Annotated in this window: 18 protein-coding genes; 13 read left to right on the forward strand and 5 right to left on the reverse strand. The window is 64.0% G+C overall.

The window, feature by feature from the left end:
• Positions 1 to 4: 4 nt before the first annotated feature.
• Positions 5 to 2,278, reverse strand: a complete 2,274-nt coding sequence (cap2-3, locus tag N788_RS01480) for an anti-phage 6A-MBL system cap2_3 protein (RefSeq protein WP_034220240.1) — start codon at positions 2,276 to 2,278, stop codon at positions 5 to 7.
• Positions 2,279 to 2,280: 2 nt separating this feature from the next.
• Positions 2,281 to 3,447 carry an anti-phage 6A-MBL system MBL-fold protein gene (mblB, locus tag N788_RS01485; RefSeq protein WP_034220242.1) on the reverse strand — a complete coding sequence of 389 codons (1,167 nt, stop codon included), beginning with the start codon at positions 3,445 to 3,447 and terminating at the stop codon, positions 2,281 to 2,283.
• A gap of 134 nt (positions 3,448 to 3,581) precedes the next feature.
• Here mblB and N788_RS01490 point away from each other — a divergent pair, with 134 nt between their 5' ends.
• From N788_RS01490 to N788_RS01500, 4 genes are all read left to right on the forward strand, one after another.
• Positions 3,582 to 4,484 carry a helix-turn-helix transcriptional regulator gene (locus N788_RS01490; protein ID WP_034220244.1) on the forward strand — a complete coding sequence of 301 codons (903 nt, stop codon included), beginning with the start codon at positions 3,582 to 3,584 and terminating at the stop codon, positions 4,482 to 4,484.
• 267 nt (positions 4,485 to 4,751) lie between these two features.
• Positions 4,752 to 5,378 carry a hypothetical protein gene (locus N788_RS14515; protein WP_152560323.1) on the forward strand — a complete coding sequence of 209 codons (627 nt, stop codon included), beginning with the start codon at positions 4,752 to 4,754 and terminating at the stop codon, positions 5,376 to 5,378.
• 69 nt (positions 5,379 to 5,447) lie between these two features.
• Positions 5,448 to 6,446, forward strand: coding sequence for a hypothetical protein (locus tag N788_RS01495; protein WP_034220245.1), 999 nt, complete (start codon positions 5,448 to 5,450; stop codon positions 6,444 to 6,446).
• Positions 6,447 to 6,850: 404 nt separating this feature from the next.
• Complete coding sequence (locus N788_RS01500) at positions 6,851 to 7,618, forward strand: helix-hairpin-helix domain-containing protein (protein ID WP_034220247.1); 768 nt, start codon at positions 6,851 to 6,853, stop codon at positions 7,616 to 7,618.
• A gap of 358 nt (positions 7,619 to 7,976) precedes the next feature.
• Here N788_RS01500 and N788_RS14520 read toward each other — a convergent pair whose 3' ends face one another.
• The 3 genes from N788_RS14520 to N788_RS14165 all read right to left on the reverse strand — a co-directional run bounded on the left by N788_RS14520 (position 7,977) and on the right by N788_RS14165 (position 10,187).
• Entirely contained in the window at positions 7,977 to 8,516 is a 540-nt protein-coding gene (locus N788_RS14520) for a hypothetical protein (RefSeq protein WP_152560324.1), read from the reverse strand.
• Positions 8,517 to 9,049: 533 nt separating this feature from the next.
• Positions 9,050 to 9,664 carry a cation efflux transmembrane domain-containing protein gene (locus tag N788_RS01505; protein WP_051924231.1) on the reverse strand — a complete coding sequence of 205 codons (615 nt, stop codon included), beginning with the start codon at positions 9,662 to 9,664 and terminating at the stop codon, positions 9,050 to 9,052.
• Positions 9,665 to 9,746: 82 nt separating this feature from the next.
• Positions 9,747 to 10,187, reverse strand: coding sequence for a MerR family transcriptional regulator (locus tag N788_RS14165; protein ID WP_084695819.1), 441 nt, complete (start codon positions 10,185 to 10,187; stop codon positions 9,747 to 9,749).
• 74 nt (positions 10,188 to 10,261) lie between these two features.
• Here N788_RS14165 and N788_RS01510 point away from each other — a divergent pair, with 74 nt between their 5' ends.
• From N788_RS01510 to N788_RS01550, 9 genes are all read left to right on the forward strand, one after another.
• Positions 10,262 to 10,912 carry a cation efflux transmembrane domain-containing protein gene (locus N788_RS01510; RefSeq protein WP_034220249.1) on the forward strand — a complete coding sequence of 217 codons (651 nt, stop codon included), beginning with the start codon at positions 10,262 to 10,264 and terminating at the stop codon, positions 10,910 to 10,912.
• Complete coding sequence (locus tag N788_RS01515; RefSeq protein WP_034220251.1) at positions 10,909 to 11,253, forward strand: DUF3703 domain-containing protein; 345 nt, start codon at positions 10,909 to 10,911, stop codon at positions 11,251 to 11,253. The genes N788_RS01510 and N788_RS01515 overlap by 4 nt, the downstream gene beginning before the upstream one ends.
• Positions 11,237 to 11,656: a hypothetical protein gene (locus N788_RS01520; RefSeq protein WP_152560325.1), complete on the forward strand. Its 420-nt coding sequence runs from the start codon at positions 11,237 to 11,239 to the stop codon at positions 11,654 to 11,656. The genes N788_RS01515 and N788_RS01520 overlap by 17 nt, the downstream gene beginning before the upstream one ends.
• A gap of 54 nt (positions 11,657 to 11,710) precedes the next feature.
• On the forward strand, positions 11,711 to 12,988 hold the full coding sequence (locus N788_RS01525; RefSeq protein ID WP_034220255.1) for a TolC family protein: 1,278 nt from the start codon (positions 11,711 to 11,713) through the stop codon (positions 12,986 to 12,988).
• Positions 12,985 to 14,244, forward strand: coding sequence for an efflux RND transporter periplasmic adaptor subunit (locus tag N788_RS01530; RefSeq protein ID WP_034220256.1), 1,260 nt, complete (start codon positions 12,985 to 12,987; stop codon positions 14,242 to 14,244). The genes N788_RS01525 and N788_RS01530 overlap by 4 nt, the downstream gene beginning before the upstream one ends.
• The gene (locus N788_RS01535) at positions 14,234 to 17,434 is read left to right on the forward strand and encodes an efflux RND transporter permease subunit (RefSeq protein ID WP_034220257.1); all 3,201 of its coding nucleotides are present in this window, start codon (positions 14,234 to 14,236) and stop codon (positions 17,432 to 17,434) included. Before N788_RS01530 ends, N788_RS01535 begins: the two co-directional genes overlap by 11 nt.
• A gap of 1,072 nt (positions 17,435 to 18,506) precedes the next feature.
• Positions 18,507 to 19,649, forward strand: coding sequence for a TolC family protein (locus N788_RS01540; RefSeq protein WP_244444064.1), 1,143 nt, complete (start codon positions 18,507 to 18,509; stop codon positions 19,647 to 19,649).
• The gene (locus tag N788_RS01545; protein WP_084695820.1) at positions 19,646 to 20,974 is read left to right on the forward strand and encodes an efflux RND transporter periplasmic adaptor subunit; all 1,329 of its coding nucleotides are present in this window, start codon (positions 19,646 to 19,648) and stop codon (positions 20,972 to 20,974) included. Before N788_RS01540 ends, N788_RS01545 begins: the two co-directional genes overlap by 4 nt.
• Position 20,975: 1 nt before the next feature.
• The gene (locus N788_RS01550) at positions 20,976 to 24,137 is read left to right on the forward strand and encodes a CusA/CzcA family heavy metal efflux RND transporter (RefSeq protein ID WP_034220259.1); all 3,162 of its coding nucleotides are present in this window, start codon (positions 20,976 to 20,978) and stop codon (positions 24,135 to 24,137) included.
• The last annotated feature ends 170 nt before the right edge of the window (positions 24,138 to 24,307 follow it).

The raw sequence follows: 24,307 nt of genomic DNA on the forward strand, positions 1-24,307 counted from the left end.
GCGTTCACGGCGCAAGATCCGGGGCGAACGTTAGGACTTGGCCCAAGGTAACGCCCAAACCATTCTCACCGGCGATCGCCATCACTGCCGGCACACCATCTGCGCTCAACTGCAGGGTCAATGTCGCGAGCAACTCGACGTCCATCATGCTCGGCGTGTTGGCCAGGCCCGGTGGGTGGGAATGCCACTCACCCACGTAGCCGACCATGTCGCGGGTCAACCGCCGGCACTCCTGAACCGCCTCCAGTACATTGAGCTTGCCTCGGGTGAAGCCGCTTTCATCTGCCTGGCTATCGGCAGGTGCAAGCCAGCCATCCACAAGGTGTATGGTCCGTAGCTTGTGGTCGATAACGCCCACCAGTACGCCCCCAGTTTCCGTCGGAAATGCCGCACGGCGAGCCGCTTCAAGCTGCGCCTCAAGGGCTGCGTCCCAGCGCACCTGCCAAGCGCCGCACTGCACCGATCGCGTGGGCGCCGGCAACATGCTCTCACAGGTCACCTCCCCCGTTGCGTCGTCCAGGCTCCATACGGCGATCTGCGCGCCGGGCTCGGCCACGCCACGGCGGATCCGCCGTGCGAGCTGCGCGGCGTGCAGATGAATCAATTCATCCGAGAGCACGAAAGAGCGGTCGCGGCAGCCACCACCTACGCGTAACGGCTGGACGGAGTCCAGATGGTGGCGCCCCCAAGGCTGTTGCAGCAACGCGCGGTAGTACTGCGCTTCCAGACTCGAAACCCGAATCGCGCGTGCGTCGTCCTCAAGAAGCAGTACGGCGGCTAGGCCAGAAGGTGTCAGGAACGCTGAAGCAATGCGCGGACCTTCGCGCTCGGACAGGTCTCGCGGGACGTCGATCGTCGTGGTGGCGTCGACCAGCAACTGCGCGCGCAGTAGCGCCGCCTCTACTTCGGCGCACTGTACGGCGTTAGCGCGCGCAACAATCGCAGCCCCTTGCGGCCCCGGGGTGTCGAGGAGCGCGTCGATCCGGGCGCGTACGAGTTCCGCCTTTGCCTGCCCGACATCGCGGAACACACCAACATGCCGTATTGGATTGTGCGGTTCGAGCGTGTCTGGATCGACAAGATCCCACTGTCCCCAGCCCTCCCGCGACCACAATTCCGCCATTACCGACCCCAACGCGCCCGTGCCTGCGAGGACACCGCGAAATTCTGCCTCCGTGGCGGAAACTCCGGATATCGCCTGCGCCAAGGCGCGATCGGGAGAAAATCGAACATCCACAGGATAGAGCTTGTATTCGCGCCATCGATGTTCGGTGGGAAGCAACGGCGTCGTGTCTGGCGACAGAATCTGAAACGAATACGCTTTGTTTCCCTGCAGCTGGAGCACGCCCAAGGCCATGCCCAAGCGGGCCAAGTCGATTTCCAGGATGAACCCGCGCACGTCGATGCGCTGCACCTGCCCTTCGTGCACACGCGGAATGCTCGCAAGCAAGAGCACGCGCCGTGGCGGTTCACTCGGTGCCAAGGTGATGCCGCCCTTCCCGTGCGTTCGCATCACCTCGAGCATCGATGGGAACAGGGAAGTTCCCATGGCCTGCAACCGCGCCTCCAACTCCGCGAGCGTATGCGGGGGACCCTGAATCGGCAAGTGGGAGATAGGCGCGAGTGTGATTTGCAGCAGGTCGAGGCCGGGGTGTGTGGGAGACGTACCGTCGAGACGTTCGACAATCATCGTGCCGCGATTGCCTGCCATCACCGTGCACGTCACGCGCAATGGGCCTGTCTTGCCGCCACCGGGACGCCCAAGCTCCGCTGGAACCACGACCTGCTCGCCGGTGGAGAAGAACAGCTGTTCCAGTGCTTGATCACCCTCATGCAAGGTGCCGTCGGCGGTTTTCTCGAGCCAGCGCAGCAGCTGGCGTAGGTGCGCTTGCGGGGTCCAACTGCGTTCCACGGTCGTCCACGAGGGCTCATACAGGCACAGGGAGCGTGGCTGCCCACTTTCAACTCCATTCTGGTGCAACGTGTCGGGAAAATCCCGACGCAGCGCACGCACCTCCGGCGGCATTTCCGCGCCCGATCGATAGGTGAGCGCCAGCCGCTCGCGACGCCGGATGCCCACCAAGTTCCCTGGGACCACGGCCCCATCCCCCGCATCGACGATGACCGCGAAATAATCAGGTGACCCGTCGATACGGCGCAGTTCGACCACGTCGAAGTCCGGGTGCGCCATGCACGCCTGCAGGATTTCCCGCAGACGCGCCTGCCCGGGCTCATTAGGAATCGCGGGGACTATCTCACCCCAGTCGATCAACTCCACGATCAGCCCGCACGCGGTGCTGCCGCAGCCGCGACTGCCGCGGCCGCCGACTTCCGAGCGGCCTTCTTCTTCGCGCCAGCGGCGGTGATCTCGATCTCCAGCGGCTCGGGGGCCCAGCTATTGGGCGATTCGCCGGTGCAAAGGAACACGCCGTCATGCTCGGCCAAGATCGCCTTGTACTCTCGTCGCGCACGCACACACGGCGGGTCCGCGTCATCATCCTTGATGGGCTTGCTGCTGGCGATGATTATCGCGCCGTAGCGCGCTTGCGCCAAGGCGGACCGCGCATCGGCAGCTACCTCGACCTTCTCCTTGAGCTTTGACCAGCTGTCATAAGACAGCGAGTGCCAAGAGCAGTGGTGCGGCGCCTGAAGCACGTCGTAGCTGAGCACATCGGGAGTATCTCGGTAGCGCTTCCACAACCGCTCCCAAATCGCTACCTCCGCGTCGCCAGCGGTGAGGAAGCGGCAGCTGTCCAAGAAGGACAACGAGCTAGCCAAGGTCATGTTCAAGATCACACTCGAGTGATTCTTTGACACCACGTCCTCATCATCATCGCTATCCGACGGCAGTGGAGCGAGCAGCTGCGCATTGAAGTAGGCGTTGTGCTTGCCGTTGATAGTCTGGAAGCGATCACCAACCTTCACAAGGATATCGCCCAAGTCGTCGGTCTTACCGTCCTCGTCCTCGCCCATGACTCGGATGCGATCACCCTCGCCCACCGCCCCGTCGCGGAAACACTGGACTCGGCGCTTGACCTCCCTGCTGAAGGCCTTGGCATCAGGGCAAAGCGGTAGGGTTTTGCTCGCGCGGCGAAACACAATCGGCGAAGACCAGATCTCCCGGATCACGATGCGTTTCTCGGCATCCGGCTTCTTATCGTCCGGATAGTCGGTCAGAGGTCCGAGATAGAAGTGCGCTTCCAGGCCGGTACAGTGATCCTTGTCAGGATGGCTGAGCAGAAAAGCATCGACATAAGGGCGCCCCTCGCTGTCGCGCTGAAGGCGCTCGCGCAGATCTGCAGCCACGTTGCGAGTTGGGTCATCCGAGTCGTCGGCGGCAGCGCGGATGTTGCAGTCGATCAGGAGCGTTGTGGCTTCCTCATCAGCCATGCGCACCAGGGTCATGTCGCCGCAGCCGACAGGGAAAAAGGTGAGATTGGCGTTCAATTGGGCGGTACCTACGAATAGAGCCGTGGCTTGCTACCGGTCACGGGACGGCAGCGCTATAATACGACTATTAAGCCGATGGGTCTACTCAATATGCGCGTTTACTCAGTACCATCAAACCCTTTCCAATCAATATGTTAACTGATTCTGACAACCGCAGGGGCCGCTGGGGGCAGGACCGACGTCTTGAATTTATAGACACCCGGCTAACTTGGTTAGGACGGATCAACCGTAAGGAACTGACCGAATTCTTCAAGATCTCGGTCCCTCAAGCGTCGCTGGACCTGGCCGAGTACCAGGCCCGCGCGCCCTCGAATGTTATCTACGACCGAAACGAGAAGGCATATGTAGCCACATCAGACTTCCAGCCCATCCTGATCGACGGCGGCAGCGCGCGGTATCTGGCTGAGCTGTACGCGCTAAGTACCGGCGTCATCGGTCCCGACGTAAGTTTTCTTGGCTGGACGCCGACGGCGGACGTAGTGCGTCATCCAACGCGGATGGTGTCGCCGAGTGTGTTGCGCTCGGTCGCGCACGCCATTCGCGAACGCGAGTCTTTGAGTATCCACTATCAATCAATGACGAGGCCCGAACCTACCGCGCGGGTCATCAGTCCTCGCGCCTTTGCCTACGACGGTTTTCGATGGCACCTCCGCGCGTACTGCCACCTACGAGACGATTTTCGCGACTTCGTCTTTGCGAGGATCCTGAATTTGGCCAAGGCGTCCGAACAAAAATCGGTTCCACACGTGGATGTAGAGTGGGAGCGTGAGCTTTCGATCGTCATCGGCCCCAACCCATTACTGGATGACAACAGGAAGCGTGTACTGGCGCTCGACTACGGCATGGCGAACGATCGTTTGGTCTTGAAGACCCGACAGGCACTCGCCTTCTACCTGCTCCGGCGACTAGGACTTGACAAGTCAATGGATCAGCCGCCAGAAGAACAGCAAATCGTCCTGCTCAATCGCGAAGACCTGGTGCCGTTTCTGCCGCAGCTCCAGAAGAGGAGTGAGAGAATGTCGCAGTCGCTCTAGTCCTGATGTGATGGCCCGAAACTTTGGTCCTGATGGAGCCAGCACGGGGCCTCACAGATCTGCGGGCCGCCCACCTCGCTTTGCAGCCACTGCCGAACATCCCTCCCGCAGGATGACAGGCCGCTTCATTTTTGCGTGCAGATGGACAAAGGGGCGCGAAGGGCCAAGGCTAGTTCGAGTGAGGGCGCGAAGACACTGCAGTGGACTACTGCGTGGACCCTCGATTCCACCGTGTGGGCGAGATAACCAAAACCGAGGTAACGCGTCATGTCTGCAAAGCAAGGCCTGCTCAAATGGTTGGGTGCGTTCGTAGCCTTCGATATCGTGGTGATTAGTGCCCTGCTAGCACCACAACTACTTGGCACACCTGCGGTCGGAGCCCGGATCGCCGGCGCCTTGACCGCGCTTCTCGCACCCCCTGTGCTGCTCTTACTGAACACGCTGGTGCCGCAGGACTTCAAGCACATACTCGTCTTCTGGCGCCTTCGTGACGTGCTTCCCGCACACCGCGCATTCACTCTCTATGTGAATGGCGATCCGAGGATTGATGCCGCTGCCCTCAAGGCGAGAATCGGCGAATTCCCCTTGGATCCGCGGGACCAACAGAACCTATGGTTCCGCATATACCAAAGGTACAAGACGGAACTTTCTGTAGTGGATGCGCATCGACCTTTTCTTATTTTTCGGGACTTGGCTGCGCTTTCCTTCCTGCTGGCGGTAATTGTACCGGTGGTGCTGTATGGACTCGCATTCTCGATCGCAGCGTGGAGTACGCTTGCCGTTTTTTCTGGCCAATATTTCCTGGCCACTTTAGCGTCGCGCCAAGCTGCTAGGCGTTTCGTTTGCACAGTCCTATCGCTGGAAAGCCACTCTCCTTCTCCGGCAAACTCATAAGCAAATTGAGTGAGAGGAAGAATGTCATCAAGAGCCTGACCACGCACCTTTCCTCGAGGACCACTACGCATGTTCTCGCGCGCTGAAATTGAACACCACGACTTCACCGCCGTTCCTGTCGATCGCGACATCTACTTGATGGACGAGAAGTGGATTCCGGAATACGAGGCGTACATCGACGCGATCTACGCAGGGAACCATCCCGACCCGCCGGGCTTCATCTCCTACGCCTCGGTGCGATCGATCGCCACAGACCATCTCGAGATCTCGTGGTACCCCAACATCCACGACCGCTACCACGAGCTACTGCTGCGCCTGCCGCATTGCGACTTCATTGTCTGCGTGGAGTGCAGAGATATCGACGAAAAGCCGCGGATCTTCGTGCGCAGCGAATGGCTCGATGACCTGCATCGCAGGCCGTACAGCGCATTCGCGCTAGTCGACGCGATCGGCGTAAAGAATGCGCTCCGTGCTGGGAACCTGGCCGAGAGCAGGCTTGTGGCTCTGCGGGGTGCCTTGGACGAAATCGCCGCCCGTCAAACCCAAATCGCTATCTTTAGCTTTGCCGACAGCGTGCTTATCAAGTCCCACTGGACCGTGGGCGCGTTTGATACACCAGTGGACTACACTTACACGCCTGAGATGATGATCGACCTCGTGGAAGAGGTCTTCTCGGCGTTCAAGATACATCTCAGTCTGGACTGCTATGCGTGCATCACGCAAGGCTTCAACGAGTACAGCGATGGTGCGATCGTGCACACATCGCCGTCTGGTCACCACATATCGCTCAACAGCCTCGGCCTGCCGTTCGCGCAACTCCTGAGCATCGATCACGCGACCCACCAGGCGATTCGTACTGGCCGCCATGCCGCTGCAGAGCTTTACCTCGACCAGCTCTACTACCGCTCTTTGCGCTGGCAATACGGCTTCGACCGGGATGGCCAACCGGCGGGTGAGTATGACGCACCGCTCAGCCACCACCCGGGTCAGTACTACTGCCTAAGCCTGGATCTGGTTCGCGCCAACCTGAAAGGGCCAGAAGGACGTGAGGATTTGGCTGCCGGGTAGTACATGGCGGCACGTCCGCGCAAGCGATGTAAGCCCCCGGACCATTCGCCGGGCCCATCAGGCCCTCGACCGACTAAAATTCCTTCACGGCGTCACTGGCTGATAGCCGCTGTGGGTCGAAAGCTGCCCTCCCCTACCCCCGATAATGGTCCCTAACCGAACCCCATGAGGGCCAACGTCGGGGAGAACTCCAGACGGCCACCAGCGGCAGCTGACGTCTCGCCCTGTTAAGGCAAGCCATCTTGGGGCCAGGCCCGGTGCCCCCCCGAAAGGGCTGAGAATTTTTCGCGCCCGAGTTGAGGTCAACCGGCCTGCTCACTTGCCAGATCGGCACTTAAGGGGACTTGCTTTGAGTTCGATACCGTAGTCAGGGTGGTGCAGGTGGAGCCAGCCAACTGACAGTCGTGCTGTATGACACGATCGAGGTGGCCCAAGATGGGCTCCAAAAGAGTGAGACCACTATGTGGGACTGGATCCGTAAGCTACTCGGCGCCCCAGCTGCCCGGCCGCCCGCCGCGACTGATGTCGCGCGATCGGTGAGCTTCACCGGCGACGAGTTCTATGGCGCGAACAGCGACATCCTGGATGGAGTTCAGTTCAGCGCAACGCTTCAGGTGCGCACGCCCCTATGGATACTCGAACACCACGGCGAGGTGTTCCGTGGCCCGCCATCGCAGGCACCCGATTACGGTGGCCAGGCACACGGGATCTGGCTACCAAAGACGAAGGACGAGCTGGGTGATCTTCTTCAGCAAGGCGCCACACATGCCAGTGACGCCGGCCCCGTAGCGCCCGCAGACTACCTCCCGTTTCTGAAGGCGTTCCGCGCAATCGTGGAAGGCCCCGGCGACGAGATGGAGAAGCTCCGCCTCCTGCGCCAGGTGCCCAAGGAATCGCCAGCGTTCAAGCGGTTCTGGAGCAAGCTCACGGCTTACTACCCGGACTTTCCCGAAAGCTTCTTCTACCTGCGGCTGACCGAGCTCGAGGGCGTCGGCCCAACGACAGCCAAGCGCCTGTTCGAGGTTGGGATCAAGTCGATTGAAGACGTGCACGCAGCCACGGACGCCGACCTACTCGCGGTTCGAGGGGTAGGCAAAGCGCTGGTGGCTAGGATCCGCGGCGCCGGCCCGTCAGGTGCCGCGCGGCAGCGGCAAGAGGGTGCATCCCCGTAGCAGCGCGGGATCGAAGCTGAAGTCGTGCTCGTGCGTCGCGGCAGCGCACCGACCGACAACGCGATCGGGAAACACCTTGCCGCCGTCTTGGAGTTCCACGTCGTTACAGCAATCCTCGATTGCCCCGGGTTCCAGCACCGAGATACGGAGCCCGTCGAGCGCAACAGCCCTACGGCTACCTCGCCAGCCCTTAAACGCGCGCGCTCACCAGCTATACGCCGACACAACGCCGCTTCGAGAAGCGGCTAGCTGACGGCGGCGGGGATTTCGCTGGCCGATGCAGAAACACAGCGTCAGCAGCTGCCCCACTTTGCCCCTTACGCAAGGGAAACCTAACTGCAGGAGGGGGCAAAGCCTACTACCTCTCCGAAATAATTAGTCGAACCAGCTGGATATTCCCGACAAGGGCTACGCCGAAAAGCACAAGACACAACGCAACCAGTTCATTGGTCCACGCAACAAGAAATGGCTGACCGACCCCATACATCGAAGTGACGGAGAGAAAAATCACGACACTTGAAAGAAGCAACAATCCGACGAGAACTTTCACAATCCGAGGCCGCCACCGGGACAGTGTCCGCAGATCTATCAAGTATCTCTGCTCAAGCTCATTAAGCTTCACTGCCGGCGTAGCTATCAGGAGGTCTCTGAGGAGCCTTGCGCCCTCATAAAAATACCCCCTAGCAATGGACTCCAATACCTCATCAGTTCGGCGATAGTCGAACAACCCAGGATTGCTTCTTACTACGCGCACCAGCGGCTCAGCTAGTTCGCGCATTTGCGAATCAATTGACTGAAGCCTAAATAGCGCCGCCGCAGACACTAAACCCATGATGGCAGCTAACGCCTGCGCGATCGTGCTAAGTGTGTAGAACGCTCTCGTAATTTCCAGTTCCATTCATGGCCCCACGCAAAGTAGCCGCACTGGTACTAATGAATCGCCCTGAGTTCTAAAGAGAACACCGGGGCGATTCAACCGCACCCATCTGCCAGCGCGCAGTAAACCGTCGGCTACGTCCTGAGCCTGAGAGTCGACTCACATATTGACGACGTCTGGCACGCATGCCCCATTGCCCTGTACTTCCTGGAGATTAGCGCAGAGCACGGCTCCGTGGCTGCAAAAGGGGCTGGTGACGTCGAGCCAAGGGCCGACCGACCCCGGTCCACACCCCCGATAACGTGTCCTAATCCCCGGCCTGGCCCGTCTCCTTTCGGCCTATTCTGTTGAAAAACCCGGGCTGCGAGATGTTGCCTCGGATTTGCACTGGGCGGTGCTCGCGACAGCATGTTTCTGATTCTCCAGATGACTGCTTACCGCGCAGAAGTGAACTGTCGCGAGCGTCACGCGACTGGTCGTCCAATCGAACCGCGTGTTTCAAAAGAATTGGCCGGAAGTGGACATGACGGGCCAGGAAATATACTTCGCGGCTGTCATTGAATTACATGCTTCCTGTGCTTGTCCGTCTCAAGATGGGCATCATGAAGTATTTCAAAGCCGCCCTTCAACGCGATACCCGCGACTGCAACTCCAACCGCGAGATCCGGCCATGATTGATCCAGCCAGAGCACGAGTCCGCCGCCCACAAGGACACCTGCATTCGCGACGAAATCATTGGTGCTGAAAGTGCTTGCGGCGCGGATGTTCACATCGGGACGACGGATGCGCTTGAGAAGCCAAACGCAGAGGAGATTGACTGCGGCCGCAGCCAAAGCCATCCACATCATCATGCTGCCAATCGGCTCGGTGCCGGTAAGGAACCGCCGCGCGACGTCGAACAGCACCCCCGCCGAAAACAGGATCAACAAGATCCCAGATACGCGAGCAGCACCGCGCTTCCACACAAGTGATCGGCTCAATGCGAGCAGAGTGATCACGTACACCACGCTGTCTGATAGGTTGTCCAAACCGTTGGCGATCAAAGCACTGGAATCGGCGGAAAGGCCGGTCACGGCGAACGCTGCAGCCAATCCGACGTTCAGTGCCAGAACTATCCAGAGGATCCTACGTTGGCTGGATGTTCCAACGTCGATATTTTCCTGGCTCATGGGCCTCTCAAGAATTAGCTTCAGTTCACGGCACTGTGACCCATACCCATTGAATGTTTCCTTATCGTGAGGAAAAGCTTCCTCAGGGCAGACGATGCACGTTTTCGGTGCGCTTCCGATTAGAGGGTTGGGATGCGGGTTGCTGCAATACCTTGAGTATCGCGCAGGTGCCCCGACGGCCACCGGCGCAGCCTGCAATGGTGCGCTCCAGTTCGCGGGCAATGCGCTGCAGTTCCTTCTGCCTGGCCCGAATCTCGCTCAAATGATGCCGCGCCAAGGAATCCACCTCTTCGCAGGACAGCTCAGGATCCTCGGCCAGGCGTAACAGGCTTCGGATCTCGTCCAGACTGAAGCCGAGATCCCGGCCGCGTGTGATGAACCGGATTCGCTCCACGTCCTGACCCGTATAGGCCCGATATCCGCCGGCAGTGCGCGCTGGGCGCGGCAGTAACCCGATGCGTTCATAGTAGCGGATGGTCTCCTGATGGCAGCCACTTGCGGCCGCGACCTCCCCGATCTTCAAGACGCACCTCCCAAGGGGCTTGACCCTGTAGCGACTACAGGCTTTAGGGTAGCGCCTCCAATGGAGAAAGCGCCATGTCCGGATGTCACTGCAACGACACCGCCAAAAGCCTGAGCCAGTTCCAGGACGCCACCCGGCGCCGGGTCCTGTGGACCGTGCTGGTCATCAACGCGGCGCTGTTCATCGGAGAGTTCACCGCGGGCTGGTGGGCCGACTCCAGCGCCCTGCAGGCCGATTCGCTCGACAGCCTGGGCGATGCCGGGGTGTATGCCCTGAGCCTGGCCGTCGTCGGCGGCAGCCTTCGCCGGCGGAATGGAGCGGCCGTGGCAAAGGGCTTGCTGCAGGGTCTGTTCGGGCTGGTGGTGCTGGCAGAAGTCGGGCGCCGGCTCCTGTTCGGGGCCGAACCGCTGGCGCCCCTGATGGCCGGGGCGGCGGCAATAGCTCTGCTGGCCAACCTGGCCTGTTTCAGACTGCTGATGCGCTTTCGGGGTGAAGACCTGAACATGCGCTCGGTCTGGCTGTGCTCGCGTAACGACCTGGCCAGCAATGCCGGGGTGATCGGCGCCGCGGGTATCGTGGCGCTGACGGGAAGTGCCTGGCCTGACATCGTGATCGGGACCCTCATCGCCATGTTGTTTTTGCATACGTCCTGGCAAGTGCTGCGCGAGGCCTGGCCGGGCTGGCGCCACCCGGCAGCAGCCTGCTCAAAGGAGACGACACCATGACGCGACTGGATCAAGCCTTCGCGCAGGAATGGGAGCTCGCCCAAGCCGCGCGACGCGGCGGTGACCTGAATCTCGCCTTCCACCATCTCGAGCGCGCCCACATCCTCGGTCAACGGCGTACGTGGCTGCATATGAAGAGCCATCTCGCGATGCTGCAGATTGGCTGGCAACGGCGCGACGGACGCGAGATCCGGGGGCAGGCGGCGCGTATCGTAGCGGCCGCGCTGTTCTCGCGCCTTTGGGTGCCGGTGGGCAACACCGGCGGCGCCAATGTGCCCGCGACCCAGCCGATGCCCGTGCCGCCGGATCTGCAGGCCGTGCTTGATGAACATGGTGCCTGAAATTGTGTTGCCGCCACCAAACCCGCTACCCTGCCTCGCGATGACTCTGTCTCTGCGCTCACTTTTGCACTCCGTGCGAAGCCTGTTCTGGGGCCTGACGGTGCTGTGCCTGCTGGCGCAGCCCGTGCTTTCGGCTGCGCATGAAATGCACGAAACCGAGCATGCAATTGCCGATGCCGCCGCAGGTGTCCTGGATGACGCGGTAGCTGGGGAGTCGCTGGCCCCCGGCACCTTGGATGGCCTGCTGCATGCGCTTGACTGCTGCCTGCACGCCAGCGCCGTCCCGGTTCCGATGCTGACTTGGACGCCTCACCCGCTCCAGTCTCTAGCGCCACGGGTGAGCCTGCCCGTGCACACCCCCTCCACTTTCTCCCGATTCCTGCGCCCTCCGATCACGGCCTGACGCCCTCACGTCCCCCGGGGCTTCGCCCCGCTTGCCCGATTCCGGAGAAATCCCATGTTGAACGCCAAGGCGGCGCTGGCCGCCCTGTGGTGCTGCGCTGTTCTCGCCCTTCCGGCGTGGGCCGCCGCACCGTCCACGACACTGGACCTGCGCCAGGCTTTTTCATTCACCCTTGAACGTCATCCCGACCTTCGCCGCCTGCCGTTGGAGCAGGCCATCGTTTCCTCAGAAGTTGAAATAGCAGCGCAGAAGCCCGCGTGGGTGGCCGGCGCCAGCCTGGAGAACGTGCTGGGCAGCGGCGACTACCGCGGCGCGGACGGCGCCGAGCTGACCCTGAGTTTGGGCTCCGTGCTGGAGTCCCCGGCCCGGCGCGAGGCCAGGATCGGGTTCGCCCAGTCGCGGATGGCCGGCCTGGACGTCGAAGCCGAGGCCCGCCGTCTGGATCTGTTGGCCGAAGTCGCCCGGCGCTATCTCGACGTCCTGGCGCTGCAGGAGGAAGCCACCGCGCTGGAAGCAACCCTGGCCCAGCGCGGCAAGGCGGCCGATGCCGCCCGTCGTCGAGTTGCCGCCGGCGCCTCGCCGTCCTCGGTGCAGTTGGGTGCCGAAGCAGCGCTTGCCCGCACCGAACTCGAACTCGCCCGCACGCAAGCGGCCGTCGACGCGGCGCGCCGTCGCCTGGCCCTGATGTGGGGCGGTGAGCCGACCGGCCCGGTGGCCGGGGAACTGCTCACCCTGCCAGCCACGCCCGATTTCGCGTCGTTTGCGTCGCTGCTTGAACGCACCCCTGAACTGCAGCGCTTCGCCAGCGAAGCCCGCGTGCGCGAGGCCCGCCTTCAGCTGGCCCAGGCACAGTCGCGCCCGGACCTGGAATGGCAGGTCGGCGTGCGCCGGCTGCAGGGCAGCGACGATTGGGCGCTGATGGGCGGGCTGTCGGTGCCGCTGGGCAATCGACGTCGGGCCGAGCCCGGGATACGGGCCGCCCGCGCCGAGCTCGACGCCTTGGCCCTCGAACGCGAGGCCGGTGAACTGGACCTGCGTGCCACCTTGGCCGAAGCCCACGGCCGCCTGCAGGTCGATGCCTTGGCCGTGCGCCAGACCACGGACAAGGTGCTGCCGGCGCTTGAGCGCGCCGAGTCCGCCGCCGGCCAGGCTTACCGCGCCGGCGCGCTGAGCTACCTGGAGTGGGCGCAGCTGCAGGCCGAGCTGTTGTCCGCCCGCCGCGACCGCATCGCCGCCGCCCGCGACTTCCATCGCGCCCTGATCGAAATCCAGCGCCTGACCGCCGAGCCGTTCGTGCTCGCGGACCGCGCCCCGAGCGAGACCACGCCATGACCCTGCGCCCTTTCCTGCTGCCCCTCCTACTCATTCTGGGCCTCGCGGCCTGCGGCGGCCCCGAGCCCGATGCCCACGCCCACGGCGAAGGCGCTGACCACGACGACCACGCCGAAACGGAGGCCGAGCCCGCCAAGGGCGCCCACAACGGCCGCCTGCTCACCGAAGGCCCCTACACCGTTGAGCTGGCGATCTTCGAGGAGGGTGTACCGCCCGAATATCGCGCCTGGCTCTACAGGGACGGCGAGCCGCTGCCGCCGACCGCCGGCGAGCTGACCGTCGTCCTTTCCCGACTGGGCGACATCACCGATACGCACACGTTTACCCCCAGGGAAGACTATTTGCTGGGCAGCCTGGAGGTGTACGAACCGCACTCGTTCGACGTGGCCGTCACCGCACGCATTGACGGCCAGGCAATGACCTGGTCCTTCCCCAGCTACGAAGGCCGCACCACCATTCCGGCCAGCGTGGCCAAGGACGCCGGCATCGACGTCGCCCCGGCCGGTCCCGGCGTGATCCGCGACGAACACGACGTGCAGGGCCTGCTTACGCCCATCGAAGGCCGGCATGCCCGCGTCGTAGCCCGCTTCCCGGGGCCGGTGAAGGCCGTGCGGGTCGGCCTGGGTGACACCGTGCGCGCCGGCCAGCCGCTGGCCATGGTCGAGAGCAACGTCAGCCTGTCGGACTACGCGGTGACCGCGCCGCTGGGCGGCACCGTGCTGGCACGCAATGTCGCCGTGGGCGACCTGGCGGGCGAGCAGCCGTTGTTCGAAATCGCCGACCTGTCCGCGCTGTGGGTGGACCTGCACCTGTTCGGCGCCGACGCCCAGCACATCACGCCCGGAATGCCGGTCGAAGTGACCCGGCTCAGCGATGGCGTCAGCGCCCGCACCACGCTCGACCGCGTGCTGCCCGGGACAGCGACCGCCAGTCAAAGCACGGTGGCTCGTGCGACGGTCGATAACGCCGATGGGCGCTGGCGGCCGGGGGCCGCAGTGCGCGCCCGCGTCACCGTGGCCGAGCAGCCGGTGGACCTGATGGTGCCCCTGGCGGCGCTGCAGCGGTTCCGTGACTGGGACGTTGTGTTCGTGCGCTTTGGCGACGACTACGAGATCAGGCCGTTGGAGCTGGGTCGCCGCGATGGCGTCAATGTCGAGGTGCTGTCCGGGCTGAAGGCCGGTGATCCGGTGGTGGTAGCGCAGAGTTACCTCGTGAAGGCCGACATCGAGAAGTCGGGGGCCTCGCATGACCACTGAGCAGCCTGGCTTCCTCGAACGTTTCATCCGGTTCGCGATCGCGCACCGGTGGTTGATGCTGCTGCTGACGGCAGCGCTGTGTGCGCTGGGCGTCTGGAGCTTCACCAAGCTGCCGATCGACGCCACGCCGGACATTACCAACGTGCAGGTCCAGATCAACACCGAAGCACCTGGGTACTCGCCGCTGGAGTCCGAGCAGCGGGTGACTTTTCCCATCGAGACGGCCCTCGCGGGTCTGGCGAAGCTTGAATACACGCGCTCGCTATCGCGCTACGGGCTGTCGCAGGTGACGGTGGTGTTCGAAGACGGCACCGACATCTACTTCGCCCGCCAGCAGGTGGCGGAGCGATTGCAGCAGGCCAAGTCGCAGCTGCCACCCGGACTGGAGCCCGAACTCGGACCCGTTGCCACGGGTCTGGGCGAGATCTACATGTACACGGTGGAAGCCGAACCGGGGACGACCAAGCCCGACGGCACGCCGTGGACAGCCACAGACCTGCGCACCCTGCAGGACTGGGTGGTGCGCCCGCAGCTGCGCAATACGCCTGGCGTGACCGAGGTCAACACCATCGGCGGCTTTGCCCGGCAGATCCATGTCACACCGGATCCCGCCCGCTTGGTGGCCTACGGGTTCACCCTTCAGGACGTCGTCGATGCTGTCGCCCGCAACAACCAGAACATCGGCGCGGGCTACATCGAACGCAACGGACAGCAATACCTGGTGCGCGTGCCCGGCCAGGTGGCGAACCTCGAGGCACTGCGCCGCATCGTGCTCGATCGCCGGGACGGCGTGCCGATCCGGGTCGGCGATGTCGCGGAGGTCGGCGAAGGCCCCGAGCTGCGCACGGGCGCCGCGACCCAGAACGGCGAGGAGGTTGTGCTGGGAACAGTGTTCATGCTGGTCGGCGAAAACAGCCGCGCAGTGGCCCGCGCCACGGCCGAGCGACTGGCGGAGGTGTCGAAGTCCCTTCCGCCCGGCGTAAAGGCCACAGCCGTGTACGACCGCACCTCGCTGGTCGACCGGACCATCGCCACCGTTACCAAGAATCTGGTCGAGGGCGCGCTGCTTGTGATCGTGGTGCTCCTGCTCCTTCTGGGCAACCTCCGGGCCGCGTTGATCACGGCGGCCGTGATCCCGATCACGATGCTGATTACTATCACCGGCATGGTGCGTGGCGGTGTCTCAGGCAACCTGATGAGCCTGGGTGCACTGGACTTCGGCCTGATCGTTGACGGTGCCGTGATCATCATTGAAAACTGTATCCGCCGCTTCGGCGACCGCCAGCACGCGCTGGGCCGGCTACTGACCCGGGAGGAGCGCTTCGATCTCACCGCTTCAGCCACCGCCGAGGTCATCAAGCCCAGTCTGTTCGGCGTGGCAATCATCGCGGCGGTCTACCTGCCCGTGTTTGCACTCACCGGGATCGAGGGCAAGATGTTCCATCCGATGGCTTTCACCGTCGTGCTGGCGCTGACTGCAGCGATGCTGCTGTCGCTGACATTCGTGCCGGCGGCGGTGGCGGTATTCCTGGGTGGCAAGGTGCAGGAAAAGGAAAGCCGGGTGCTGCGGTCCGTCCGCAGAGGTTATGGTCCGGCATTGGACTGGGCACTTCGGTTCCGGATCCCGGTGGTGGCCGGCGCGGCCGCCCTGGTGGTCGTGTTCGGTCTGCTGGCGTCGCGCCTGGGTTCGGAATTTATCCCCAGCCTGGACGAGGGCGACATCGCTCTGCACGCCTTGCGCATTCCGGGCACCAGCCTGGGTCAGGCCGTGACCATGCAGGCCACCCTGGAGGCGCGCATAAAGCAGTTCCCCGAGGTCGCGCGGGTGTTCGGCAAGCTGGGTACGGCCGAAGTGGCCACCGATCCGATGCCGCCATCCGTGGCAGACACTTTCATCATGCTCAAGCCACGCGAACAGTGGCCTGACCCACGCAAGACCAAGGCGGAGCTGGTGGCCGAGATCGAGGTGGCCGTCAAACAGCTGCCAGGCAACAACTACGAGTTCACCCAGCCGATCCAGATGCGCATGAACGAGCTGATCTCGGGTGTCCGCGCGGACGTCGCGATCAAGCTCTACGGCGATGATCTTGCGACACTTGTGGAAGTCGGCGAACTGCTCGAGGCGGTCGCCAAGTCCGTGCCTGGTGCCGCCGACGTCAAGCTCGAGCAGGCGACCGGGCTGCCGCTTTTGACCATAACACCCAACCCCGAAGGGTTGGTCCGGTATGGACTTAACCAGGTCGCGGTGCAGGATGCCGTGGGAACGGCGGTGGGCGGCACGGTGGCCGGCCAGCTGTTCGAGGGCGACCGGCGTTTTGACCTCGTGGTGCGACTGCCAGAGTCGTTGCGGGCCGACCCGGCACGCCTGGCCGACCTCCCGGTGCCGCTGCCCTCCCATGAGGGCGAGGATGATGAAACCAGCCGCGGCGCGAACTGGACAAGCGGCAACCCGACCACCGTGCCGCTGCGGGAACTCGCCACCCTAGAGATCGTTGAGGGCCCCAATCAGATCAATCGCGAGAACGGCAAGCGCCGCATCGTTGTGACAGCCAATGTCCGAGGACGCGATTTGGGCAGTTTCGTGGCGGAGCTTCGTCAGCGCATCGATGCCGAGGTTGCCGTGCCGCCGGGCTATTGGGTGGACTACGGCGGCACCTTCGAGCAACTGATCGCTGCCAGCCAGCGGTTGTCGGTGGTGGTGCCGGTGACCCTAGTGCTGATCTTCGGGCTGCTGTTCATGGCCTTCGGCTCGGGCCGGGACGCCGCTGTGATCTTCAGCGGTGTGCCATTGGCGCTGACGGGCGGGGTATTGGCGCTCTGGCTGCGGGATATCCCGCTATCGATCTCGGCGGGCGTGGGTTTCATCGCGCTCTCGGGCGTAGCGGTGCTCAATGGCATCGTGATGATCTCCTTCATCCGCAAGCTGCGGGAAGAAGGCTACCGGCTGGACGATGCGATCCGCGACGGCGCGCTGGGCCGGCTGCGACCGGTGCTGATGACTGCGCTGGTGGCTTCGCTCGGGTTCGTGCCGATGGCCTTCAACGTCGGCGCAGGCGCGGAAGTGCAGCGCCCTCTGGCCACGGTGGTGATCGGAGGCATCGTTTCTTCGACGCTGCTGACTCTGCTGGTTTTGCCGGCGCTTTATCGCCTGCTGCACCGGGATGAAGACGGTCGGTTGGCAGCAGGATGAGCCGACGTGTGCCGCCCGACGGGCGGCACCCACCCATTGCGCAGAGCTGGGCGCGAACCGCGTCTGGATCGACGGCCACGCAGAAGCAGTCGCGGTGCAAGGCTTCGGCGGTAACGGCTTCGACGCATGGCGCACCGCTCCGAGACGCGGCGAATGGTGAGCTGGGTGACAACGGTCACGGTGCGAGGCTCTCCTGTCTAGTGGACGGCAAACCGGCAGCGGCAGTCACGCATCAGAGGGTATCGCGTTGATCTACAGCCGGATTCTGAACCATGCGCCCTTCCGCTTGTCGTAGCGAAAGACCGAGTCAATTGACGCAGCTCAAGCCTTTTGCTACCAAATACCGTACTCTGCACCCCATCGATGAAGCGATTCCGCCGCCAACGCCTGCGTACCCCGCTCTCGCTCCTGGCGATAGTTGCGCTTCTGTGGTCGCAGATGCTGCTGGCCAGCCACCCTGCCTGCACGTTGGCCAGCATGGCGATGGACAGCACGCATGTCGCGCAGGCTGATCATGCCGGGCCCCAGGCGGCCCCGTGCCATTCGTCTTCGATGGCCGACAGCTCGCCGGTCTGCGATTCACATTGCAGCCGAGGGGACCTGAGCCCGGATGTCAGCCGCGTGCTGGCCGTACCCGCTTTGGGGCTCCTGCCGGCCATTCCGGTCGTGTGCGTCCAGCACCTGCCCCAAGCGCCGGATGCCGCCCAACCACCCGGACCCATGGGGTCCTGGCATCGACCTACTCCGCACCCCGCCAGCCTTCTGTTGATCTGATCCCTCGCCGATGACCGGCCGGCGCCGCTATGCGCCGACGCCGGAGACATCGGTTCGGCCGCGTCCCGCGGCCGGTGCCGTCCGACCCACCCCTGCGAGCCACTTGGTTTGCAGTCCGTGCAAGGCGAACACCATGGGATCCACCTCCACTTGCTCCAGTTCGGGGCGCCGCCCCGTCCCGTCACGCGGTATCGCGCTGCGGGCCCTGGCTATGGCGACGTTGCTGGCGTTCGCGCCGGCGACTTTTGCCCGGACGCCGCTTCCCGGCGCTGATATAGCGTCCGTTCGCGACTGGCTCATGGCCAACAATCCGGACCTGCAAGCCATGCAGTCCGAAGCCGAGGCCGCGCAGGCCCGCATCTACCCGGCCGGGGCGCTGCCGGACCCGATGGGGGCGATCGAGTTGCGGGAAATCGACCCTGATCGCCCTACCCTGCTGCCTGGCAACGTTGGCTCGACTCTTTACCGGGTCAAGCAGTCCATTCCGCTCTGGGGCAAACGCGGCCTGGCCCGCGACATCGCCGGACAGCAAGCCAACGCCATGCGTCTGGAGCGCGACGCGACCGCGCTTGGCCTGCTGGCGCAGGCGGAACAGGCCTACGTTCGCTACTGGCATGCCCGCGAAAGTGTCGTGGTGGTCGACCGGCTGATTGAACTGTTGGGCCAGGTCGAAGAGGTCGCCCGCATTCGCTACGGCCTGGGCGTGGCCGCGCAGCAGGATTCGATCCGCGCCCAAGTGGCGCGCACCAGCATGCAACGCGAACGGATCGAACGCCTGGCCGCCCGGCGCGAGGCGGCCGCAATGCTCAACGCGGTGTTGGGACGCCCCGCCGACGCGCCCTTGGCCGAGCCGGCTGGTGAGCCGGTACTGGGACTACCGGCCGGCTCGCTGGCCCAGGCCTTGGCCGGGCTGGAGAACGCACAGCACCCTGCCCTGCAGGCACGTCTGGCGGTAGCTGCGGCTGCCGACACCGCGGCGCAATTGCAGCGCCGCCAGCGGTTTCCGGATATCACGCTGGGCTTGGGCGCCATGCAGCGCGACGACCGAGTTGATGGCCTGGAGCTGATGCTTGAGGTCGAGATCCCGCTGCAGCAACGCGCCCGGCGCGAACGCGAGCGCGAGGCGGTGTTGATGGGCGATGCCGCGCGCTACCGCGTTCAGGCCCTTCGCAACGATCTGCAGGGCCAGTTGGGGCAGGCGTGGGCCCAGTCCGACAGCGCCCGCGATCAGCGCCAGTTGATCGAGCAAACCCTGCTGCCGCAATCGCAGGCCAACTTCGAATCGGCCTTGGCCAGCTACCGGGTCGGCGACGTGGACTTCGGGACGCTGCTGGAGGCGTTGGAGGCGTGGCAGGGCGCGGATCTGTCACGGATCGATGTCCGTCGCGATGAATTTTTGGGTGCTGCCGCTGTGCGCGCCATTGTTGGGAGTGTCGAATGAACCGCATGACCTGGACTGTATTGGTGATCACCGTCGCCGCCGCCCTCGGTGCCGGGTGGTGGATGGGTCGGGCGACGGCCCCTGATGGGGAAATGGCACCCGGCGCATCGTCGGCTCCCGCCGAGCGCGAGGTCCTTTACTACCGCAACCCGATGGGGCTGCCGGATACCTCGCCAGTACCCAAGAAGGACTCCATGGGCATGGACTACATCCCGGTGTTCGCTGGCGGCGAACCGGCCGCCGAGCCGGGCACCGTGGTCTTGCCGCCGGACAAGGTCCAGAAACTCGGCGTCCGCACCGAGCTGGCCGTCCGGGAGTCATTGGCCAGTTCGGTGCGTGCGAGCGCAACCGTGCAGGTCGATGAGACCCGTCAGTTCGTGATCGCTCCCAAGTTCGAAGGCTGGATCGAGACGCTGTACGCCAACCAGACGGGTATAACTGTCAAGCGTGGCCAGCCGCTAATGACCCTGTACAGCCCCGAGCTGTTGGCCGCGCAGAGCGAATATCAGATCGCCGACGCGGCCGCTGAGCGCCTGGCCGAAGGTGATCCAGCCAGCGCCGCGACCATGCGGCAGCTGCGCGATGCGGCGCGGACCCGGCTGCGCAACTGGGATATCAGCGGCGCGCAGGTAACGCGGTCTGGCAGCGATGCACGCCTGGTGCTCACGGCCCCGGCTGACGCCGTGGTCGTCGAGAAACTGGTCGTTCAAGGCGACCGTTTCGAGCCCGGCCAGACCATCCTGCGCCTGGCGGATCTTTCCACGGTCTGGGTCGTGGCCGACGTGCCGACCTCAGCCTCGACCAACCTGGCGGTCGGGGGCGCGGCGACTTTCCAGACACCGAGCCTGCCGGGGCAAACCTTCGAAGGCCTGGTCAGCTTCATCCAGCCAGTAGTGGACCTGGCCAGCCGCACAGTGGGCGTACGCATTGAATTGGCCAATACCGACGGCGTGCTGCGTCCCGGTCTGTTCGGAGATGTGGACCTGGTCGGAACCGCCAGCGAAGCCACCGTCGTGATCCCTCGCTCGGCGGTGATTGATTCCGGCACCCGGCAGGTCGTGCTGGTACAGACGGAACCCGGCCGGTTCGCGCCCCGCACCGTGCAATTGGGAGCGCGTGCAGGCGATCGCGTTGCCGTGCTGTCAGGCGTCGAGGCCGGAGAGTCGGTGGTGGTGTCGGCGAACTTCCTGATCGATGCCGAGAGCAACCTGCGCGCGGCATTGCAAGGCATGGACGCAGGCACCACACCGCCGGCAGCGGCCGAGGATGCTCCCGCCGAGCCAGACCCGCATTCGGGTCATTCAAATCATGCGGGAGGCCAGTGAAATGCTGGCCCGCCTGATTGAATGGTCGGTCCGCAACGTCTTTCTGGTGCTGGTGATGGCGATCGCGGTCACCGCTGCCGGCATTTATGCCGTGGCCAAGACCCCGCTCGATGCCCTGCCCGACCTGTCCGACGTGCAGGTGATCGTGTTCACCGAGGTGCCCGGCCAGGCGCCGCAAGTGGTCGAGGACCAGGTCACCTACCCGCTCACCACGGCGATGCTGGCGGTGCCAAAGTCCAAGGTGGTGCGAGGCTTCTCGTTCTTTGGCGCGTCGTTTGTCTATGTGATCTTCGAAGACGGCACGGACATTTACTGGGCGCGTTCCCGGGTGCTCGAGTACCTCAATTTCGCCTCCAAACAACTGCCCGAGGGCGTGACCCCCACCTTGGGGCCCGACGCCACGGGCGTGGGCTGGGTCTACCAGTACGTGCTCGAAGGCGAGCAGTGGTCGCTCGACCAACTGCGCGCCATCCAGGACTGGTATGTGCGCTACCAGCTCGCCACGGCGCCGGGCGTGTCCGAAATCGCCAGCGTCGGTGGCTTCGTGCGCCAGTACTCGGTCACGGTGGATCCTGGACGCCTGCGCCAATACGGCGTACCCCTGTCGCGCATCTCCGAGGTGATTGCCAGCAGCAACCGCGACGTCGGCGGCCGGGTACTGGAGATGGCCGAGACCGAGTACATGATCCGCGGCCGCGGCTACCTGCGTGGCATTGAAGACATCGAGCAGTTGGTGGTCAAAGCCGAGGACGGCACCCCCGTGCTGATCGGCGACTTGGCCCGGGTCGAACTGGTGCCTGACGAACGGCGCGGCATCACCGAGCTCAATGGTGAGGGTGAGGCGGTCGGCGGCATCGCGGTGGCGCGCTACGGCGAGAACGCCCTGACGGTGATCGAGGGCCTCAAAAGGAAGATTGCCGAGATCAGCCCCGGCATGCCCGAAGGCGTGTCAATCCGCACCGTGTATGACCGCTCGGATCTTATCCACCGCGCCATCAGCACCCTGCGCTGGACCCTGATCGAAGAGAGCCTGATCGTTGCCCTGGTGTGCATCATCTTCCTGTTCCATGTCCGCAGCGCCCTGGTGGCCATCATCATGCTGCCGGTCGGCGTGCTCATTGCTTTCCTGGCGATGCGCCTGCTGGGCATGAACTCCAACATCATGAGCCTGGGCGGCATCGCCATCGCCATCGGGGCGATGGTGGACGCCGCTATCGTGATGATCGAGAACGCGCACAAGCACATCGAGCGCGACGACGGCAGCAAACCCCGCATCCAATTGATTATCGATGCCTGCCGGGAAGTCGGCCCGGCGCTGTTCTTCAGTTTGTTGATCATTACCGTGTCCTTCCTGCCCGTGTTCGCGCTGGAGGCACAGGAAGGCCGCCTGTTCCACCCGCTGGCCTTCACCAAGACGTTTGCGATGGCCGGAGCTGCGCTTCTGTCGGTCACATTGGTGCCGGTAATGATGCTGCTGTTCGTACGCGGCAAGATCCTGCCCGAAGCGAAGAACCCCATTAATCGTTTCCTCATCGCGGTCTATCGGCCTGTGATCGCCGTTGTCTTGCGGCACAAGGCAGCCACCCTGGTGCTGGCACTGGTTGCCTTGTTGGGGACCCTCTGGCCGGCGACCCGACTGGGCAGCGAGTTCATGCCATCGCTCAACGAGGGCACCCTGCTGTACATGCCCTCGTCCCTGCCGGGCATGTCGGTGACCAAGGCCGCCGAGCTGCTCCAGCAGCAGGACCGGATCATCAAGACTTTTCCGGAGGTCGAGTCGGTCTTCGGCAAGGCCGGTCGCGCGCTGACCGCCACCGACCCGGCACCGCTGGAGATGTTCGAAACGGTCATCAACCTCAAGCCCGAGGACCAGTGGCGCGAGGGCATGGACATCGACACGCTCATCGCCGAAATGGACCAGGCGCTGCAGTTCCCGGGCGTGGCCAACTCCTGGACCATGCCCATCAAGGCCCGCACCGACATGCTGGCCACCGGCATCCGTACCCCGATCGGCATCAAGGTGTTCGGGACCGACCTGGTCGAGATGGAACGCCTGGCCAAGGAGATCGAGGCCGCCGTGCGCACGGTGCCCGCCACTACCAGTGTCTACGCCGAGCGGCTGACTGGCGGCTTCTACCTGGACATTGTGCCTGACTGGCGCCAGTTGGCGCGCTACAACATCACGGTGGGCGAGTTCCAGGATGTCATTGCGGCCGCGCTGGGCGGTGAGCGGGTCACCACCACCGTCGAAGGGCGCGAGCGCTTTGGCGTGATCGTGCGCTACCCGCGCGAGCTGCGTGAAAGTCCCGAGGCGATAGCGCAACAGGTGCTGGTACCGACCATGGACGGTGCCCAGATCCCCCTGGGCGAACTGGCCCGGATCACGGTCAGCAAGGGCGCGCCTTCGATCCGCACCGAGAATGCCCTGCTCTCGGCCTACATCTATGTCGACACGCGCGACGCGGACATGGGCGCCTACGTGCGCTCGGCGCAGGAGGCCGTAGCCAAGGCGGTCACCTTCCCGCCGGGCTACTACGCGACCTGGAGCGGTCAATACGAGTATATGCAGCGGGCGATCGCCAAGATGAAGATCGTGGTGCCGGTGACGCTGTCGCTGATCTTTTTGCTGCTGTACCTGAACTTCCGGCGCGTCACCGAATCGCTGATCGTGATGCTGTCGGTGCCCTTTGCACTGGTCGGTGGCGTCTGGCTGATGTGGGCACTGGACTACAACCTCAGCGTCGCGGTGGCCGTGGGCTTCATCGCTTTGGCCGGCGTCGCCGCCGAGACCGGCGTGGTCATGTTGCTCTACCTCGACCACGCCCTGGACGCCCGCGCCAAGGCCCGGCAGGCGAAAGGCGAGGCACTGACGCTGGCCGATATCACCGACGCCATCGTCGAGGGCGCGGTCGAGCGCGTACGCCCGAAGATGATGACGGTGGTCGCGATCATGGCCGGCCTGCTGCCGATCATGTGGAGCACGGGCACCGGCTCGGAAGTGATGCGGCGCATCGCCGCTCCGATGGTCGGCGGCATGGTGTCTTCGACGATCCTTACCTTGGTGGTGATCCCCGTCATCTATGCATTGGTCAAGCGTCGAGAGCTGTTGGGACCCCGCGGCCGGCCCGCGCCCGACCTGAGCTTGCCGGAGGGGACCTCATGAACGCCGGACTACTCCATTGGCCTGTGAGAGCCTTCTACTCGTCTGGTATGGCGCGCCGCCACTGGCTGGGCGCGTTCCCCGCACCAGGCCAGGACAGGCATGCACCGGCACGGTCGCCAGCCGCCTCAGTGGCGATCCTTCGTTTGGCAGCCCGCTGCGGCGCCCCACTT

Origin of the sequence: Arenimonas donghaensis DSM 18148 = HO3-R19 (assembly GCF_000743535.1) — a bacterium.
Taxonomy (GTDB): Bacteria; Pseudomonadota; Gammaproteobacteria; order Xanthomonadales; family Xanthomonadaceae; genus Arenimonas; species Arenimonas donghaensis.